Origin of the sequence: Anaerostipes sp. AF04-45, from assembly GCF_003461725.1 — a bacterium.
GTDB lineage: Bacteria > Bacillota > Clostridia > Lachnospirales > Lachnospiraceae > Anaerostipes > Anaerostipes caccae.
On sequence record NZ_QTXQ01000007.1, the window covers coordinates 115,019 to 132,338 of the forward strand.

Genomic DNA, 17,320 nt, shown 5'->3' on the forward strand with positions numbered 1-17,320 from the left:
ATAAAAGATACCGCTTTTATAAAGAGTTTGTAAAAGCGGTATCTTTTTATTCCATTTTTTCTTCAGCCAGAGGAAGGGTAACGGTAAAGACCGTATATCGGTTCTTCTTGGATGCTGCCTTTATGGTTCCGCCGTATTCCTCCAGAGAGATCCGCACAAAATATAAACCCAGGCCCCTTGTTCCGGGGCTGTTTTTTGTGCTGAATTTGTAGTCAAAAATGTGCGGGAGGTCATCCGAAGATATTCCTTCGCCGGTATCGGTAAAGGTGATCACAGCCTGCTGCCCGTTATATTCAGCGTCGATTGTCAGGGAGCCTTCCGGCGGAGTATGTTCGGTGGCGTTCAGGATAATATTTTCAAATGCCCGGAAAAGGCGGGCTTTTTGATGCCAAATAAAACAATGATTTTCCGGAAGGTTTAAGTTGTAATAGATGCCGTTGGCATCCGTATACGGTTTTGTCTCCATATAAACATAGGTTAAAAAATCATTGCAGTCTATAAGGCAGGGCGGTTCATGAATCTTATCTTCTGCGTTAAAAATCTGCAGGCTGCTGATATCGCTCTGTATTTGAGAAGATTTTTTGTCAATGATCTCTAAATACTGCTCCAGCTCTTCATCAATATTGATTCCGCCCTCGCGTATAAAATCAATATAAGTTTTGATCGCCGATGCAGGGGCTTTCAGATCGTGTGCGGCAATCGAGAGAAATTCCTTTCGTTCTTCCAGCATCTTCGACAGACGGGCAGTCTTTTTATCCACTTCTTCCTGAAGATGAAGAGTCAGACGTTGATTTTTCAGGATCAGGTTTTGATTATACCGGATGATCAAAATCATAAAAAGCAGAACCATCAGAAAACCGCTGTACTCATCCTGCCATCCAAACCGGAGGGGTTCATAGTCTCCTCCGGTCCACAGATCGGTGAAAAGTCCGAATCCAAACACTGCATTTCCTGCCAGCAGCCATACAGAAGACCGGTCATTCAGGATTCCAAGGAAGGACAGGAGGATCAAATAAAAGCTGATCAGCAGCTTAGAAGTATAGATGATGGTTCCGTAAATGCTGACGATATTATGAAATGCCGGAAAAAGTACATAAGTAAAAATGACGGGAGATACGGACATCAGGACCGTAAACACGTAAACAGCAATGTGCAGTCTGACCGGAAGAATTCCTCTGCACAGCCGGCTGGTGAGCAAAACCATGCAGGCAAGCATTGCAAAATAGGACACATCTTCAATGAGATAGGATGTTCCCCAAAGATCCCATCCAAGCCAGTGAAAAAACGGATAGCTGACATGAATTGAGAAAAACAGGCAGACCAGTCCGTATGCGGCAAAGACCTGGTCCGAATGATTCCGGACCCAGACACCCAGTGATGTGACAGCCGCTCCCAGAGGAAAAAAGCACAGCAGCGCATAGAAGATTATTTTCTGTGTCAGGGCATTTGTAACGGCACTGCTCGTTCCTAGGACCGGAGGATAGGTAAGTCCGCTGTAATAATGGGTATCATTTGCGGCCTGAATGACTAATTCGACGGTTCCGGAGGGAAGAGGAATTAATGTATTCTGTATATGCCGGGAAACGGGAACTGCATCGGGGCTGCCCATTTGCCGGACTAGCGTTTGGTTGACATAGATACGGCAGGAAGAGAAAATTTCCGGCACTTCGAGCATCCAATCGTCTTTAGACGAAGGAAGATTTAAAACTTTACGGTAAGTAGCGGCGCCAAAAGGTGATTGACTTGGCTGATGGGATGAAAAATTTCCAAATTGGCCAATAGTGATGATTTCAGGAGACTCTGCGGATCCTGCAGAAAAATCCTTTGGTGTGTACAGACGGCCGGAATAAAATTCCCACTGCCCGGTCAAAGGAACCAGATCTTTAGAGGGATTAGAATTTGATGAGGTATATTTATTGTCCAGAGAATAGCAAAGAGTAAAAAGCAGGGCAGCGGACAGCAGAGCGGCGGAGAGGATAAAGACGGATAACAGTTTCTTTTTGGATTTTTCTGTTTTTAAGTGCATGGCAGACTCCCTATAGTTTTTGTTTACTCTGTGAAGAGATACCCTTTTCCCCATTGTGTTTTAATATATTCTTTTTCGGGAGACAGTACCTGGATTTTCTTCCGGATCCGCATAATCAGGATCTGAATACTGTGTGTATTATAACAGGACTCACCCCATACCGCGCGGTAAATTTCTTCCTGCCTGTAGGGAATGCCTTTATGATCCATTAAAAATCTCAGAATTTCGAATTCATTGACCGTCAGATTCAGCGGAAGATTCCCAATGTATGCCTGCTTTTCGTCATTATCCACGGACAGTCCGGGCGTCCGGCAGGAAGGAACGGTGCAGCAGGAGTTTCGTATTCTGGCCCTGATCCTCATCTCCAGTTCTTTTAAGAGATAAGGCTTTGTAATATAATCATCCCCGCCGCAGTCAAAACTTTCTATCATGATCTCTTCATCGGTCAGATTAGTCAGAAAGATCACGGGTATGCTGTAATTTGCACGAATCGTCCGGCAGAGACAGAATCCATCCGTTTTTTCCATATGAATGTCCAGGATAACACACTGATACGTGTGTTCTGACAAACAGGAAAGAGCAGTCAGAGCATCAGTGGCAGTATTCACATGATACCCGCATGTTTCAAAATACTTACGGTTAATTTCAAGGATTTCTAAGTCATCATCCACAAACAGCAAACGCTCCATAGTCGGGGCTCCTTTCATGATTTTCTATACTCAGAGTATAGATGTGTTATTTTTATTGTAAACATATTTCAGAGCCTTTGCAATTTTAACAGACAATGTTGTTATTTATTGTGAAACAGAACTCAATTGGGTGGACGTACTTCGTACGATAAGGTATACCCGCAGGGCACACCGCATTTTATACCCTTCGGGTGGACGTACTTCGTACGATAAGGTAATATTTTGTTTAGGATCTATGGGACGAAGAGAGGACTGCAAATGAAAAAGAATTATAAGAAAATGATCTGTTTATTTTTGGGAGTTATCATATTGACCATGGCTCAGCCAGTTTTCTGTTCTGCATGGGGTCCTCCCAAAGCAGAGGATGAAGAGAAATTTTTAGAATGGTATGAGAAGCATAAGAATGACCAGAATGCCGTCTATACTCTGACAGGGGATCTGAAGCTTACAAAAGGGACTAAGGAAGATCCCATCCGGTTTGACGGCAGAGGCAAAGTGAGGATTGACTGCGGAAATCATGGAATTATTGTAAACAGCAGAGTGATCATTGATAATCCTGACCTTACGATAAGCGGAAACTATATGTTTGTACTAATGGAAAACAGTATAGACTCTCATCTTATTTTAAAAAGAGGGACGGTTCTTGACGAGTCCGACGATGCATGTGCGGTTCAGGTTATCCGCGGAACCCTTCAGACTTCATCTGATCCGTCGGACAGGTTTACGATTCAGATGAAAGGAAAGGATATCACCGGAATTTATCATGGCACAGATGAGCCGCTGGTGCTTAGACAGATCGATGTTACAGCAAAAGGCACAGGGCGGGTTGAGGGAGTTAAAAATAATAGAAACCAAACGTTGTCTTTGACAGATTGTAATATAAAAGTGTCCGGAGACCAGGAAGCGTGTGGTGTTTCGAATCTGGGCAGGACAGAAGTGAACCGCTGCCGCATTACTGCTTCTGTCAGTGATGCCTCAGGTACTGCAGTCAGTGTTGCCGGTTCCGAAATATCCAGCAGGGATTCTAAAATAGTTCCGGAAATCACGGGCATGAAAAATACAGTCTACAGCATTTATGATGTTGACAGCTTTACTCCTGTCATCGGCAGAACTGGCACAGACCTTAAATCCCTTCTGCCGCAAAATGCCAGTGTTTACGTGGAAAATGCAGAGACAAAAGAGAAAAGTATTATTTCAATGCCTGTTATATGGGATGCTTCAGGAGCAGATACTTCAAAAGAAGGGATTACGCTTGTGAAAGGGAGACTTCTCACAAAAGATCTGTTTGGGATTTACATCAATTCGTCAGGAATCAGCCCGGAGACAGCCGTCATTGCGGTACCGCCGGAGGGAATGTTTTTAAACAGTTACAGGATTCTGTCGAAGGAAGAGGGACGGATCAGGGGAATGCTGGAACTGCCTTATCCTGCCGGCGCAGACTCCATGATTCTTCAATACAGTGCGGATCAGAAAAACTGGAGGACTTATGAAGAAAAAAACGGCAGTACGAATATCATTCGCGGCCAGGACTTTCCAAAACCGTTCGGAGTCTTCAGCTTTGTCTTTGACATACCTGTAAATACAAAAACGTTTTATATGCGTACAAAGGTTCATGGCAGCAGTATTTTTTCAGGAACCAGCGCCGTGTGGAAAATAGACGTAGACCATGGGGCTCCGGAATCTTCTGTCAGCGGGGAATCCGGTGGAGACAGAGGCGGACAGACTGTAGAACAGGAGGAAAGTACGCAGAAGGATCAGAGGAGTGAAGGCAACCCCGGGTATTCGGAAAATTCCGTTAGGTATAAGGATAAAAATTCTGTCTCAGATCAAAAGTCTAAGAAGAGCCAAAATGTGAATAAAAATGAGTCTTCTCAGAGACAGGAGAAAAAGAAAGAAAAAGTCCAGAGAAAAAAGACAGCCCCGGAGGTACAGGATAATGAAAAACAAACTCCAAAAACGTCTGGATGGGGGAGAAATGCAAAAAGCTATGATAAGGGAGACCTTGTTTTTGCAGCTATAGGGATTCTTCTGATTTTTGGAGCAGCACTGCTCCTCGGCAGGAAATTTTTCCGTAAGAAAAATCTGTCATAGTTCATGTCAATATTTATGACAGCATGTAAAAAATATGGTATACTGATAGGACAATCAATGGAGTAGAAAAGTATCCTTGATTGGAACAAAAACAGGAGGAATTAAGATGAGTGGTAGAACCAATGTGGAATTGGGAGGTATTACACTGCTGGGAAATCAGCAGACAAAATATCCGGATGATTATGCACCGGAAGTGTTGGAGACTTTTCCGAATAAGCATCCCGAAAATGATTATTTTGTAAAGTTTAACGCACCGGAATTTACCAGTCTGTGTCCGATGACCGGACAGCCGGATTTTGCGACTGTTTATATTTCCTATGTTCCGGGAGAGAGGATGGTGGAAAGCAAATCCCTTAAATTGTATCTGTACAGTTTCCGCAATCATGGAGATTTCCACGAGGACTGTATGAATATTATTATGAAGGATCTGATCAAACTGATGGACCCGAAATATATTGAAGTTTGGGGCAAGTTTACGCCGCGCGGCGGGATCTCCATTGATCCATACTGCAACTATGGCAGAAAGGGAACGCCGTGGGAGCAGATTGCCTTTGACCGGCTGGCACATCACGATATGTACCCGGAGAAGGTAGATAACCGCTAATTTTGAGAAAATAAATTAATATGGGAGCAGGCAGCTGCTGTGCTTTTGGATGTTGGGGGACTCAGTCAGAAGTATAGCAAAAAAGACATAATAAAAAGGAGAATGTTTATGAGGAAAGTTTTAAAAGCCGCTGTGTGTCTGGGGCTGTCCCTTACATTGGGATTCAGCACTGTGGCATTCGGCGCAGAGAAGAAGGAAGATATCACAAGTAAAGTAGGTGACAAGAAAGGTCAAGTGTCATCAGAAATAAAAGGAATGGAAGGCATCCAGGATGTTAAGTCAGGCCAGGTTATTAAGGCTGCAAAAAAATCAAAAGGTGCTCGGGCTGTACAAAACACTACTGCTTATAGAATAAACACTCAGGCTAATGTAAACGCAATCAATCAGAGAATTCAAAAAGGTCAGTTCAATGTTGTAAGTCCGATTACAACCAGTAAACAAGTAGTAGCTAATATTTATATGCCTACAAATGGTAAACTCTGTGTGGCTTTTGGAAACTCTTATGTTGATCAGTCAACCGGATTGATTACCTCAACACCTGCAAACTGTTCTGTTACAATAACCGACAGCAGGGGAAATTCTATTGCATCTAGTTATTCCGACGATGATACGGTGATCGCCAATTATGTAAATAAAGGAACGTACAGATTAACAGTGTCTGCACCTTATAATTCAGCTGTTGCTACAGGCTACCTTCCATATTATTACTCAAGTGATAACGGAAATTTATCTGGAACTGCAAAATATATAGCAGGTAATGGGGGAAATAACTATCAGTATTTTTCAGTTTCAAAGAGGAGTCAGGTTTGGACAGATCTGGTTTCAGCCAAAGGTATTCTTTAAAGAGCCATATTGAAAAGAAGAGCGGGAAAAAATGGGTAAGAATTACAGATCAAAAATATAGTTATAATTCAAATATCAGGAGATATCATGCATTAAGCAAGGGTAGTTACCGTCTTGTTATATCTGGTACTTCTAAATATGATTTTTACACTGCAAGATATGGAAAAAAATCTTATACCGGAAAATATGGTACTAAAAAGTCAAAATCAAAAACAATCAAACGCAAGAAATCTAAAACAAATGTTTTAACTGCCTCTGATGCAAAGAAAAAGTCACATTGGTATAAATTCAAAGTAACAAAGAGACGTTCCACACAGTTCAAGATTACTACATATAACAGCTCTGGAAATGTGACTGCAACCTTATACAAAGGGAAAAAGAAGATGAGCTCACGTACCGCTTATAATCCAAGTTACATTACTTTCTCAGGAAAGTTATCAAAAGGCACATACTATGTTAAAATTACAAAAAATACGAAAAATACAAGCGGAAAATACATTGTAAAATATGTAAAATAAGTAAACAGTAATCTTTGCAGCAGAGCCGGCTGTCTCTGCTGCAGTTGAATGAATGTTCAAAATACACAGAAGTTTAAAAGGAGAATAGGTTATGAAAAGACAAATGAAGAAAAAACTGGCGGTTTTATTAAGCCTTGTATTGATCATTTCTCTCGCATTAGCCGGATGTAAAAAGAAAGAGGAAATACCGGAGCCGGACAAGCTTGCAGAGGCTTATTATCTTCTGTTTACCAGAGGAAATACAGAAGAAATGGTCAAATATGGACACACAGAAGCGGAAGCAAAAAAGGCATTAAACACATACAAAACAAGCATGAAATCTTCCTTCATGACATCTGCAAATACTGCCGGAAATATCTTTAAATCCGAAGATGCAGATAAAGTGATTGACGCACTTCTGCATTCCTTATCTAAGCTTAAATATGAAGTGAAGACAGACGAAAAAGATGAGAAAGAAGGAACTGCTACGGTGATTCTGAAATCTCAAAGTGTGAACCTGAGTGAAATACAGTCCAAGCTTATGGCGAATGTCAGAAAAGCCGCAGCATCAGGGAAAATAACAGACCAAAGCCAGATTGGAACGTATGTCCTTACCGAGATGGCAAAATTGATCAAGGAAACAAAGCCTACGAAAGAGATGAAAGAAACTACGTTAAAAATGAAGCTGAAAAAGGTAAAAATCAATAAAAAAGAAGTAGAGCGATGGATGCCTGAAAACAACTATACTTTTGAGATGCAGATTGGAAGACTTCTCATAAGCCAGTAATTTTGGGAGGGAGATAAACTGAATTTCAGATAGTCCTAGTAATCCTAAGAATTCCTTCAGGCTATTTTATTTTTTCTTTAGAATTGTTTATTTTCTATCCATTGTTTACGGAGAGGATTCTGATATACTTAAATCATACCTGCAGGGCACACCACATTTTAAACCCTATGGTTGGACGTGCTTTGCAAGGCAAAGTTTAGTTTTTCATATATATTAATCCTCTCTTTTCATTAAACAGACGGCCCCGCAGCTTTTGCTGCGGGGTTGTTTTGATGTGACATTTTCCGCCCCAGTATGGTATTATGGGTACACACATGTTGGAATGATGGAGGAATACCAGGATGTTTAACATTGAAGAAGAATTAAAAAAGCTTCCGGCCAAGCCCGGAGTTTATATAATGCATAATGACAAGGACGAGATCATATATGTAGGTAAGGCGATCAAACTCTGCAACCGGGTCAGACAGTACTTTCAGGGAAGCAGAAATTTGACGACAAAGATTCAGCATATGGTATCGCACATCGCATATTTTGAGTACATCATTACAGATTCAGAGCTGGAGGCCTTGGTGCTTGAGTGCAATCTGATCAAGGAACATCGTCCAAAGTATAATACCATGCTGAAGGATGATAAGAATTATCCATACATTAAGGTCACCACAAATGAGGAATATCCGCGTATTATGCTGGCCAGAAGGATGAAACAGGACAAGTGCAGATACTTTGGGCCATATACGAGCGCCGGAGCGGTAAAAGATATCATTGAGCTGCTCAGGAAGCTGTTTAAGATCCGGACATGCAGCCGGAAGCTGCCGAAAGATATCGGGAAAGACAGGCCGTGTCTGTATTATCAGATCAAACAGTGTGAGGGGCCCTGCCAGGATTATATTTCCGGGGAAGATTACAGAAAATCCATTGATCAGGTACTGAGTTTTCTGAACGGAAATTATAAGGATGTGTCGGACATGCTGGAGGAAAAGATGAAGCAGGCAGCGGCAGACCTTGAGTTTGAGCAGGCAGCAGAATATAGAAATCTGTTAAAGAGCATCGGCAAAATCGCTGACCGTCAGAAGATCAACAGCTATGGATTTGAAAACAGGGATATTATCGCATTTGCCAAAGAAAAGCAGGACGCAGTGGTCGCCGTATTTTTTATCAGAGACGGCAAACTCCTGGGCAGAGAGCATTTTCATATGACCCAGGATGAGGAGACAACAGATGAAGAACTCATGAGTGCCTTTGTAAAACAGTTTTACGCAGGAACTCCGTATCTGCCGGGAGAGATCTTCCTGGAGTGCGGCATGGACGATATGGAGATTGTGGAAGAGTGGCTTTCCAAGAAGAGGGGCGGAAGGGTGCATATTCGGATTCCGCTTCGGGGAGAAAAGCACCGCCTCGTAGAATTGGCAAAAGAGAATGCGTCCAATGTTTTAAGGCAGGATAAAGAAAAACTCAAGAGAGAAGAAAAAAGGACCATCGGAGCAGTGAAAGAGATAGAGCAGCTCCTTGGGATCAAGGGGCTTCACAGGATGGAGGCCTTCGATATATCCAATATCAGTGGGTTTCAGACCGTTGCTTCTATGGTCGTCTTCGAAGACGGAAAGGCCAGAAAGCGGGATTACCGGAAATTCCGCCTAAAGACAGTGGACGGCCCGGATGATTACAGAAGTATGGAGGAAGTCCTCACGAGGAGACTCCTGCACGGACAAAAAGAGATCGAAGAATTAAAGGCTAAGAATGAGGATCTGGAATTTGGAAGTTTTACCAAGTTTCCGGATCTGCTCCTGATGGATGGAGGAAAAGGCCAGGTAAATGTTGCTCAGAGAGTTTTAAAAGACCTGAAAATGGATATTCCGGTGTGCGGTATGGTAAAAGATGACAATCATAGAACCAGGGGATTGTACTATAATAATGACGAAATCTATTTTCCGAAAAGGAGCGAAGCATTCCAGCTGGTCACAAGGATTCAGGATGAGGCCCACCGGTTTGCTATTGAGTACCATCGCTCGCTGAGGGCAAAAGGCCAGGTCAGCTCTGTACTGGATGAGATCAAAGGAGTAGGGCCGAAGCGCAGAAAAGCGCTGATGAAACATTTTAAGCAGATACAGAACATCAAAGAGGCCACGGAAGATGAGATCATGCAGGTTCCGGGAATGACAAGGAAAGCAGCAAAAGAGATCTATTCGTTTTTCCATTTGTCTAAGGAAGAAAATGTGATAAACTAAGAATAACAATCGGACAAGGAGGATTCATTATGAGCGAGGAATACAAAGTATCGGTGGCAGAACTGGCAAAGAAGCTGGAACTGATCCCGGTGATCCCGGAAATTAACACCAATGACATTTATATCACCCAGGCAGAAGTAAACCGGCCGGCGCTTCAGCTGGCAGGCTTTTTTGACCATTTTTCATCGTCCAGGGTGCAGATTATTGGAAATGTAGAATATATATATATCAATAATATTTTGGAAAAGGATGAAAACTGTAATCAGATTCTGGACCGTCTTTTCAGTGCCCAGATTCCATGTCTGGTATTCTGCCGCGGAAAACAGCCGTGTGATAAGATCGTTGACTTTGGAAGGAAATACGGAGTTCCAGTTTTTATCAGTAAAGATTCAACTTCAGAGTTTACCGCAGAAGTCATCCGCTGGCTGAGTGTGGAACTGGCGCCCCGGATTTCAATTCATGGAGTGTTAGTGGATGTATTCGGCGAAGGAATTCTGATCACAGGGGAAAGCGGCATCGGCAAAAGCGAGGCTGCTTTGGAACTTCTGAAGAGAGGCCATCGGCTTGTTTCGGATGATGTGGTGGAGATTAAGCGTGTGAGCAAAGATACTCTGATCGGTTCCTCACCGGCAGTGACTCGGTTTTTCATTGAACTCAGGGGCATCGGCATCATTGATGTAAAGAACCTGTTCGGTGTGGAGAGCGTCAAAATGACCCAGAGCATTGATCTTGTCATTCAGCTGGAAGACTGGAACAAAGAAACAGATTATGACAGGCTCGGACTGGATGAAAATTATATAGAATACCTGGGGAATAAGGTTGTGGCACACGCGCTGCCGATCCGTCCGGGAAGAAATCTCGCGATTATCGTTGAGGCCGCTGCCATTAATCACCGTCAGAAGAAGATGGGATATAATGCCGCGGAAGAATTATACAAACGAGTGACCGGGAAATTGGAGGAATAAGCAGAATGAATTACATTTATGGAGTCGATGTAGGAGGCACCACCGTAAAACTGGGATTGTTTCAGGAGGACGGAAGTCTGAAAGAAAAGTGGGAGATTCCCATCAGAAAAGAGGACGGCGGGGCATATATTATAGAGGATATCGGAGTGGCGCTGAAAGAAAATATCGCATTCCATGGGATAGAAACCGGACAGCTGATTGGAGCAGGAGTCGGGGTTCCCGGGGCGGTACTTTCTTTTGAAAAGGTCAATGAATGTGTCAATCTGGGCTGGGGGCAGGTCAACGTGGCTCAGGAACTGGGCAAACTGCTGGACTGTCCTGTCAAAGTGACCAACGATGCAAATGTGGCTGCGCTGGGAGAACTTTGGGCTGGTGCTGCGAAAGATTACCGCAGTGCTGTCATGGTTACTCTGGGAACAGGTGTGGGCGGCGGCATGATCGTCGACGGACAGATCATCAACGGAAGCCATGGATATGGCGGTGAGATCGGACACATGACGGTAAACCCGGCGGAGACACGCAAGTGTAACTGCGGAAAGACCGGCTGTCTGGAACTGTACGCTTCAGCGACAGGAATTGTATATGAGACAAAAAAAGCGCTGGAGGAATCTGACATAGAAACGCCGCTGCGCCGAATGGACGGCTTTTCGGCAAAAGATATTTTTGATCTGGCAAAAGAAGGAGACGCCTTTGCCATAGAACAGGTCGACCGGCTGGGAGAGAAGCTGGCAATGGCCTTCGGGAATATCACACTGACAGTAGACCCCGAAGTATTTGTCATCGGGGGAGGTGTGTCGAAAGCAGGAGATATCCTTCTTGACGCCATTAAAAAGCATTATGGGACATACACCTTCGGCGCTGTAAAAGAAGGGAAATTTATTCTTGCAAGTCTCGGAAATGACGCAGGAATTTACGGGGCTGCAAGGCTGATTAAAGGAGAATAGCATGAACACGATTCTTGAAGAATTGAGACAGAAGATCGCACCCGAACGGGTACTTACAAAAGAACCGATGAAAAAACATACGACCTTCCGGATAGGCGGAGAGGCAGAATTGTACATTATTCCTGAAACCATTGAGGAAGTGCAGTGGACCGTGAAGACTGCCAGGAAACACGAAATTCCCATGTTTATTCTGGGAAACGGAAGCAATCTGCTGGTAGGGGACCGGGGAATCGACGGCATTGTCCTCCAGATTTATAAGAACATGAATGAAATCACAGTCAACGGAACTGAGATTACGGCTCAGGCGGGAGCATTGCTAAGCTCTATTGCCCGGGAAGCACAGAACCGGAGCCTGACAGGCTTTGAGTTTGCAGGAGGCATACCTGGAACATTCGGAGGCGCAATCACTATGAATGCGGGAGCCTACGGCGGAGAGATGATCCAGGTATTAAAAGAGGCCACAGTCCTCACGAAAGAAGGAGAGATTCTTACCCTTTCCGCAGAGGAACTGGAGCTTGGATACCGAACCAGCAATGTCATTAAATGCGGATATACGGTGCTCGGCGGTACAATTTCTTTGAAAGAGGGAGAACCCTCTGAGATAAAAAAACAAATGGATGAGTATACATTAGCCAGGAAGACGAAACAGCCTCTGGAACTGCCGAGCGCAGGCAGTACGTTTAAGCGCCCGGAGGGCTACTTTGCCGGAAAACTGATTGATGACGCAGGACTCAGAGGATATCAGGTCGGAGGGGCACGTGTGTCGGATAAACACTGCGGATTTGTAGTAAATCAGGAGAACGCAACGGCGAAAGATGTTCTTCAGCTGATCGAAGACGTTCAGAAAACAGTGAAGGAAAAGTTTGGAGTGGACCTGGAACCGGAAGTGAAGCGGGTCGGAAAGTTTTAGAGGAATTTACGTATGAGGTTTGTAATCGTAACCGGGATGTCTGGGGCAGGAAAGAGCAGTGCTCTTAAAATGCTGGAAGATGTCGGGTATTTTTGTGTGGATAATCTCCCCACCAGACTGCTGTGCAGATTTGCGGAGCTTACCCTTGACAAGACTGCAAATATTTCAAATGTGGCTTTAGGCATTGATATCCGGAGCGGCGCATCGATTGATGAGTTTTTAGAAGAATTAAAAAAAGTCAATGAAATGGGTGTCAAGTTTGAAATTTTGTTTCTCAATGCCAGCAACCGGATTTTGATCAAGCGTTACAAGGAGACCAGAAGGAATCATCCTCTGGCCAGGAACGGCCGGATAGAGGATGGTATTGAAAAGGAGCGGGAAGCAGTCGATGTTTTGAAAAAACATGCGGATTATGTCATAGATACCAGCCAGCTTCTCACAAGGGAGCTGAAGGCTGAAATTGACAGGATATTTGTCAGGGAAGAAGAATATGCTAACTTCAATGTGGCAGTGGTGTCTTTTGGGTTCAAATTCGGTATACCGGCAGACGTAGACCTGGTGTTTGATGTAAGATTCCTTCCCAATCCTTATTATGACCTTTCTCTGCGCCCTCTGACCGGCAATGACAGGCCTATTCAGGAGTTTGTCATGAAACATGAAGAGTCCAGAGTATTTTTAGAGAAATTAGAAGATATGCTCAAATTTCTGATTCCCAACTACATCAAAGAAGGAAAGTATAATCTGGTCATAGGGATCGGCTGCACTGGAGGGAAGCACCGTTCTGTCACCATCACGAATGCACTGGCAGAAAAATTAAAACAGCTGCCATATCCGGTGAAGGTTGAGCATAGAGATATAACGAGGTAGGAAATGTCATTTTCAAGTGAAGTCAAAGAAGAACTTGCAAGGCTTACGAGCGGAGCAAGACACTGTAAAATTGCAGAACTTGCCGGTATTCTCAACTTTTGCGGGGAAGTCCGCGAAGAGAAGGGAAGCTATCTGGTCAAGGTTCATACGGAGAATGTATCGGTGGCGAAACGGTTTTTTACGCTGCTGAAAGACACATTCCATATACATGGAGAACTTCAGGTAAAACGCAACGAATATCTAAAAAGAAGTCGAAATTATTCGGTTTTTGTTGACAAACATGAGGATTGTGTTTTATTATTGAAAGCAGTGAAATATTTCGAGCCGAAAAACTTTGGATTAGTCCTGCAGAACACGTGCTGTAAAAGGGCCTATATCCGGGGAGCATTTCTGGCAGCCGGTTCCATGAGTGATCCAGAGAAGAATTATCACTTTGAAATTGTAACTCTTCATGAACAATTTGCGGTACAATTGCAAGATGTGCTTGATTTTTTTGAATTAGATGCTAAAATAGTTATTCGTAAGAAGTACTATGTAGTGTATATCAAAGAAGGTGCCAAGATCGTTGATGTACTGAACATTATGGAAGCACACATAGCTTTGATGAACCTCGAAAATGTCCGTATCTTGAAAGATATGAGGAACACGGTGAACCGCCGTGTAAACTGTGAGACTGCCAACATTAACAAGACAGTGTCAGCAGCCGTGAAGCAAGCCGAGGATATTCGATTTTTACAAGAGCATAGAGGGCTTAGTGAACTGAACCAGGGACTGCAAGACATCGCCTATCTGCGATTGGAACATCCGGAGGCTACTCTGAAAGAGCTAGGAGAGATGCTGAATCCCCCCGTAGGCAAATCAGGGGTCAATCATCGTCTTAAGAAGCTGAGTAAGATTGCTGAAGATATGAGAATGGGAGGATCATTATGATTTCTAAGAGTATCAATATTCATGTGACCGAGAACAAGGAAGAACGTCCGGTTGCCTTTTTGGTCCAGATGGCCAGCCAGTTTGAGAGCAAGATCCTGATCGAGGCAGGCAACAAAAGGATCAACGGAAAAAGTATCATGGGTATGATGAGTCTTGGGTTGGATGATTTAGACAATATCACTGTTGTTGCTGACGGAGCAGACGAAGAAACTGCCATCACAACAATTGAAAAATATTTGACAAAAGGAGCATAAAAGGCTCCTCATATGCTGAAATAGCTCAGTTGGTAGAGCACTTCACTCGTAATGAAGGGGTCGCCGGTTCAAATCCGGTTTTCAGCTTTGGCGCAAACGCTGTAGATATCAGTGCTTGCGCTGTTTTTTTATATCTTTTTAGAAACATCAAAAACAGTTTTTTCAATGTTTCAGTTTTCGGAAGTATTTTAGAAGCAAACGAATGTCGTCCACCATATAAAGTCATTTCTGGAAGTATGCCAAATGGATGTGATCCATGCTTCTTTATGTAGGAGTCTACCTCCATATTATAATTTAAAAGTAGTTTCTTAAAATTTCTTGATATACATTGAGATTAATTCTTCTTCCATCTTTGTATGTAAACAATAAATCATTTTCTAAAAAATCTGGTTGTAAACGCCAGGTGTTTTTTAGAGCAAGGCGCTTTTGTAATAACACTGCCAACTCATCGGGTATAATAAGCTTTCTGTGCCTTCCAGGGCGTTTCATATCTGATATGCAGTCGTATTTGTCTAATGCCTGGTGCAAAGAAAGAAAAGAGCTTTTAAGATCTGATTCTTGAAATCCGCAAACTTCCTCAGGAGCCATCGCTGTAGAAAAGCTTAAGCATAACATATCATAATAGAAAGATGCCTTAACACTTTGTAAAGACAAGAAATAGTTAATCTGATCTTGAGTCCAAACTAATTGCTGCTTAGGTGGAAGGGTGTACTGTTCTACATCGTGACATGGGTTCTGGGTTATTATATGTAATGGACGTATAGTATATTGCATCATTGAACTAAAAACACTCTTTGCTTTATTAATAGTGCTTGGCTTTAGTTTTTCATTGGGTTTGTTTTTAGGAGACTGTTTAGAAAGTTCTGCCATCCAATTTTCAATATGAATTGGAAGAATTGAACTCACTTCAACATCAAAAAAAGCATCTTTAATATAAGAATTAACACGGGAGTGTAAGATAAAGTGTGTAATTAGTTGGTTACTAATTTACACACTTTATCTTACACTCCCTATAAAATTAAAATTTACATAGTTTGCTTGACAAACCCTCTCCGTCTGAAATTCCGTCTTCATTACCCAAACTATCTTATGAACCATTTTGCCTCTTGACACATAACTGATTGTTTCGATTCCTCTATGCGGATGCATTGGAAATCCTGCTGTATAATCATCAGGATTAACGCTGTCAAAAGAGTCAAGCATTAAAATAGGATAAAACTCCTTTATTGTCTGATTTTCTAAGACTCTTACTAAGTTTACAACTGCTCCATCTGTTGTTCTAAAACCTTTTACTTTAGTCTTCACTGTTCTTTCCATTAAATTTTCCTCCTATTTTCTTCAAAAGATATACCAGTTTTTCTTTTTCTTCTTGATCCAATACTTCCATGCTTTCTGTTATCATCGCTTCATTTTTAGGTGCAATTTTGCTAATAACATCATAGCCTTCTTTCGTCAGATGCAGTATACATACACGCCTGTCTTTCTCGTCAGATAATCTTTCGATATAGTTCATTTTTACCAAGTTGTTCACTATTAGAGGTATGGTTCCCACGCTACTGAGTATTCTTTCCCTTACCTCTCCGACGCTCATATCGCCTTTACTGTAAAGAGCTTCTAAAACCATAAATTGACTAAAGGTTAAATTGTATTCTGCTGCTATTTTGGATGTTTATTTATCTAAAGCATTTACATTTCTGTGAAGTCCGATCAAAATTTTCATTTCTGTTCTGCCCAAAAGTAATTCACCTCCTTTAATTGCATTGTATCTAACTAGATATTATCTATGTAGATATAATTTTGCACCAGATTTTTTTTGTAAATATACATTGTTACTATAAATGAACAAATTAAAAAATGCACAAAACTACATTGCTACTTTCGTAAATAAATCAAAATCGCTACTTGCCTTTGCGCATTGAAACAGATACTTCTCTTGCTGGATCATGTCACAAATCAGGCGGTATCCAGTTTCAAAAGAACTGTATTTCTCCGTTCCTACGAGACAAATATAATGTGCTAGTGACATCAGCAGCCAGTATCTCTGGATTCCCTTTGAGGAACTTATCTGGTATGCAGCCAGTGCCAGTCTGTTTTCACATCACCTGAAACATACCTCGATTGCCCATCCGCATACATAACACGAAAGAATTTCCAGTGTCAATGATTCTGTATTTGTGCTGATAAAGGCACGTAATGCCCTGGGATTTGCAAATGCCTTTTCAGGATAACTCAAAAGGACAACCGCGTTTTCTTTACCGTTGAGATTACCTTCATACCGTACGTTCGGTTTTTGACTGTCACAAGGTCAAAAACCGAATGTGTTGCCGGTAAATCGGCGGCAAATTCACGGATACTTTGATATTTTTTATAGATCAAAATAAAGAATCTTTCTTTTCTAATATTTCACCAATCTTTTCATAAATGACTACTGCGTCTAAAAAACGATATCTTTTTCATAAGGATTTCCCTTTATATATTTTTCCCATAATTTTTTTTGTTGCCATACTTACTTTTAATAAATCTGCCATCTCTTTATACTGATTTACCAAGTTGAGAGTTCCTTTATACTCACTTGTTCTTTCTATCGCTTCTCTTAATGTAAATCACTAAAATCAAGCGTAATTTACACGTTTTGCGCAATTTATACAATTAACTTTTTTTGGTGGTTATTGTATAGTAGAAAATAGT

The 17,320-nt window shown here is 42.2% G+C and carries 17 protein-coding genes and 1 tRNA gene; 13 read left to right on the forward strand and 5 right to left on the reverse strand.

All coding sequences use genetic code 11. The features are described from left to right. Window positions 1-46: 46 nt before the first annotated feature. Window positions 47-2,026 carry a sensor histidine kinase gene (locus DWV34_RS11860; protein ID WP_118476283.1) on the reverse strand — a complete coding sequence of 660 codons (1,980 nt, stop codon included), beginning with the start codon at window positions 2,024-2,026 and terminating at the stop codon, window positions 47-49. A 23-nt stretch (window positions 2,027-2,049) separates the two neighbouring features. Continuing rightward, window positions 2,050-2,715: a response regulator transcription factor gene (locus DWV34_RS11865; RefSeq protein ID WP_187115100.1), complete on the reverse strand. Its 666-nt coding sequence runs from the start codon at window positions 2,713-2,715 to the stop codon at window positions 2,050-2,052. Window positions 2,716-2,973: 258 nt separating this feature from the next. On the opposite strand from DWV34_RS11865, the gene DWV34_RS11870 reads away from it, so the two are divergent. The 13 genes from DWV34_RS11870 (at window position 2,974) to DWV34_RS11925 (ending at window position 14,719) form a co-directional block, all read left to right on the forward strand. Next, a complete protein-coding gene (locus DWV34_RS11870) occupies window positions 2,974-4,806 on the forward strand; it encodes a hypothetical protein (RefSeq protein ID WP_118476287.1) in 1,833 nt (610 codons plus the stop codon). Window positions 4,807-4,912: 106 nt separating this feature from the next. Beyond that, window positions 4,913-5,410, forward strand: coding sequence for a preQ(1) synthase (gene queF, locus DWV34_RS11875; RefSeq protein ID WP_009290991.1), 498 nt, complete (start codon window positions 4,913-4,915; stop codon window positions 5,408-5,410). A 108-nt stretch (window positions 5,411-5,518) separates the two neighbouring features. After that, entirely contained in the window at window positions 5,519-6,253 is a 735-nt protein-coding gene (locus tag DWV34_RS17720) for a hypothetical protein (protein ID WP_243000857.1), read from the forward strand. Continuing rightward, the gene (locus DWV34_RS17725; protein WP_243000859.1) at window positions 6,217-6,771 is read left to right on the forward strand and encodes a pre-peptidase C-terminal domain-containing protein; all 555 of its coding nucleotides are present in this window, start codon (window positions 6,217-6,219) and stop codon (window positions 6,769-6,771) included. The genes DWV34_RS17720 and DWV34_RS17725 overlap by 37 nt, the downstream gene beginning before the upstream one ends. 91 nt (window positions 6,772-6,862) lie before the next feature. Then, window positions 6,863-7,537: a DUF5105 domain-containing protein gene (locus tag DWV34_RS11885; protein WP_118476289.1), complete on the forward strand. Its 675-nt coding sequence runs from the start codon at window positions 6,863-6,865 to the stop codon at window positions 7,535-7,537. 341 nt (window positions 7,538-7,878) lie between these two features. After that, window positions 7,879-9,762: an excinuclease ABC subunit UvrC gene (gene uvrC / locus DWV34_RS11890; RefSeq protein WP_009290993.1), complete on the forward strand. Its 1,884-nt coding sequence runs from the start codon at window positions 7,879-7,881 to the stop codon at window positions 9,760-9,762. 29 nt (window positions 9,763-9,791) lie between these two features. Next, complete coding sequence (gene hprK / locus DWV34_RS11895) at window positions 9,792-10,727, forward strand: HPr(Ser) kinase/phosphatase (protein WP_006566144.1); 936 nt, start codon at window positions 9,792-9,794, stop codon at window positions 10,725-10,727. A gap of 5 nt (window positions 10,728-10,732) precedes the next feature. Continuing rightward, window positions 10,733-11,671, forward strand: a complete 939-nt coding sequence (locus DWV34_RS11900) for an ROK family glucokinase (protein ID WP_118476291.1) — start codon at window positions 10,733-10,735, stop codon at window positions 11,669-11,671. Between the two features lies 1 nt (window position 11,672). Continuing rightward, window positions 11,673-12,581 carry a UDP-N-acetylmuramate dehydrogenase gene (murB, locus tag DWV34_RS11905; protein ID WP_118476293.1) on the forward strand — a complete coding sequence of 303 codons (909 nt, stop codon included), beginning with the start codon at window positions 11,673-11,675 and terminating at the stop codon, window positions 12,579-12,581. A gap of 12 nt (window positions 12,582-12,593) precedes the next feature. After that, a complete protein-coding gene (gene rapZ / locus DWV34_RS11910; RefSeq protein ID WP_006566141.1) occupies window positions 12,594-13,448 on the forward strand; it encodes an RNase adapter RapZ in 855 nt (284 codons plus the stop codon). Between the two features lie 3 nt (window positions 13,449-13,451). After that, window positions 13,452-14,378: a DNA-binding protein WhiA gene (gene whiA, locus DWV34_RS11915; protein ID WP_009290997.1), complete on the forward strand. Its 927-nt coding sequence runs from the start codon at window positions 13,452-13,454 to the stop codon at window positions 14,376-14,378. After that, entirely contained in the window at window positions 14,375-14,632 is a 258-nt protein-coding gene (locus tag DWV34_RS11920; protein ID WP_006566139.1) for an HPr family phosphocarrier protein, read from the forward strand. The genes whiA and DWV34_RS11920 overlap by 4 nt, the downstream gene beginning before the upstream one ends. A 14-nt stretch (window positions 14,633-14,646) precedes the next feature. Then, a tRNA-Thr gene (locus DWV34_RS11925) sits at window positions 14,647-14,719 on the forward strand. Between the two features lie 207 nt (window positions 14,720-14,926). Here DWV34_RS11925 and DWV34_RS11930 read toward each other — a convergent pair. From DWV34_RS11930 to DWV34_RS11940, 3 genes are all read right to left on the reverse strand, one after another. After that, the gene (locus DWV34_RS11930) at window positions 14,927-15,502 is read right to left on the reverse strand and encodes a hypothetical protein (RefSeq protein WP_118476295.1); all 576 of its coding nucleotides are present in this window, start codon (window positions 15,500-15,502) and stop codon (window positions 14,927-14,929) included. 126 nt (window positions 15,503-15,628) lie between these two features. After that, entirely contained in the window at window positions 15,629-15,949 is a 321-nt protein-coding gene (locus DWV34_RS11935) for a pirin family protein (protein ID WP_118476297.1), read from the reverse strand. Then, window positions 15,927-16,292, reverse strand: coding sequence for a MarR family winged helix-turn-helix transcriptional regulator (locus DWV34_RS11940; protein ID WP_227051742.1), 366 nt, complete (start codon window positions 16,290-16,292; stop codon window positions 15,927-15,929). Before DWV34_RS11940 ends, DWV34_RS11935 begins: the two co-directional genes overlap by 23 nt. Between the last annotated feature and the right edge of the window lie 1,028 nt (window positions 16,293-17,320).

Bases quoted from the DNA above. Each gene is read 5' to 3' on its own strand.
- DWV34_RS11860 (WP_118476283.1), bottom strand. From the start codon at position 2,026: ATGCACTTAAAAACAGAAAAATCCAAAAAGAAACTGTTATCCGTCTTT.
- DWV34_RS11865 (WP_187115100.1), bottom strand. From the start codon at position 2,715: ATGGAGCGTTTGCTGTTTGTGGATGATGACTTAGAAATCCTTGAAATT.
- DWV34_RS11870 (WP_118476287.1), top strand. From the start codon at position 2,974: ATGAAAAAGAATTATAAGAAAATGATCTGTTTATTTTTGGGAGTTATC.
- queF (WP_009290991.1), top strand. From the start codon at position 4,913: ATGAGTGGTAGAACCAATGTGGAATTGGGAGGTATTACACTGCTGGGA.
- DWV34_RS17720 (WP_243000857.1), top strand. From the start codon at position 5,519: ATGAGGAAAGTTTTAAAAGCCGCTGTGTGTCTGGGGCTGTCCCTTACA.
- DWV34_RS11885 (WP_118476289.1), top strand. From the start codon at position 6,863: ATGAAAAGACAAATGAAGAAAAAACTGGCGGTTTTATTAAGCCTTGTA.
- uvrC (WP_009290993.1), top strand. From the start codon at position 7,879: ATGTTTAACATTGAAGAAGAATTAAAAAAGCTTCCGGCCAAGCCCGGA.
- hprK (WP_006566144.1), top strand. From the start codon at position 9,792: ATGAGCGAGGAATACAAAGTATCGGTGGCAGAACTGGCAAAGAAGCTG.
- DWV34_RS11900 (WP_118476291.1), top strand. From the start codon at position 10,733: ATGAATTACATTTATGGAGTCGATGTAGGAGGCACCACCGTAAAACTG.
- murB (WP_118476293.1), top strand. From the start codon at position 11,673: ATGAACACGATTCTTGAAGAATTGAGACAGAAGATCGCACCCGAACGG.
- rapZ (WP_006566141.1), top strand. From the start codon at position 12,594: ATGAGGTTTGTAATCGTAACCGGGATGTCTGGGGCAGGAAAGAGCAGT.
- whiA (WP_009290997.1), top strand. From the start codon at position 13,452: ATGTCATTTTCAAGTGAAGTCAAAGAAGAACTTGCAAGGCTTACGAGC.
- DWV34_RS11920 (WP_006566139.1), top strand. From the start codon at position 14,375: ATGATTTCTAAGAGTATCAATATTCATGTGACCGAGAACAAGGAAGAA.
- DWV34_RS11930 (WP_118476295.1), bottom strand. From the start codon at position 15,502: ATGGCAGAACTTTCTAAACAGTCTCCTAAAAACAAACCCAATGAAAAA.
- DWV34_RS11935 (WP_118476297.1), bottom strand. From the start codon at position 15,949: ATGGAAAGAACAGTGAAGACTAAAGTAAAAGGTTTTAGAACAACAGAT.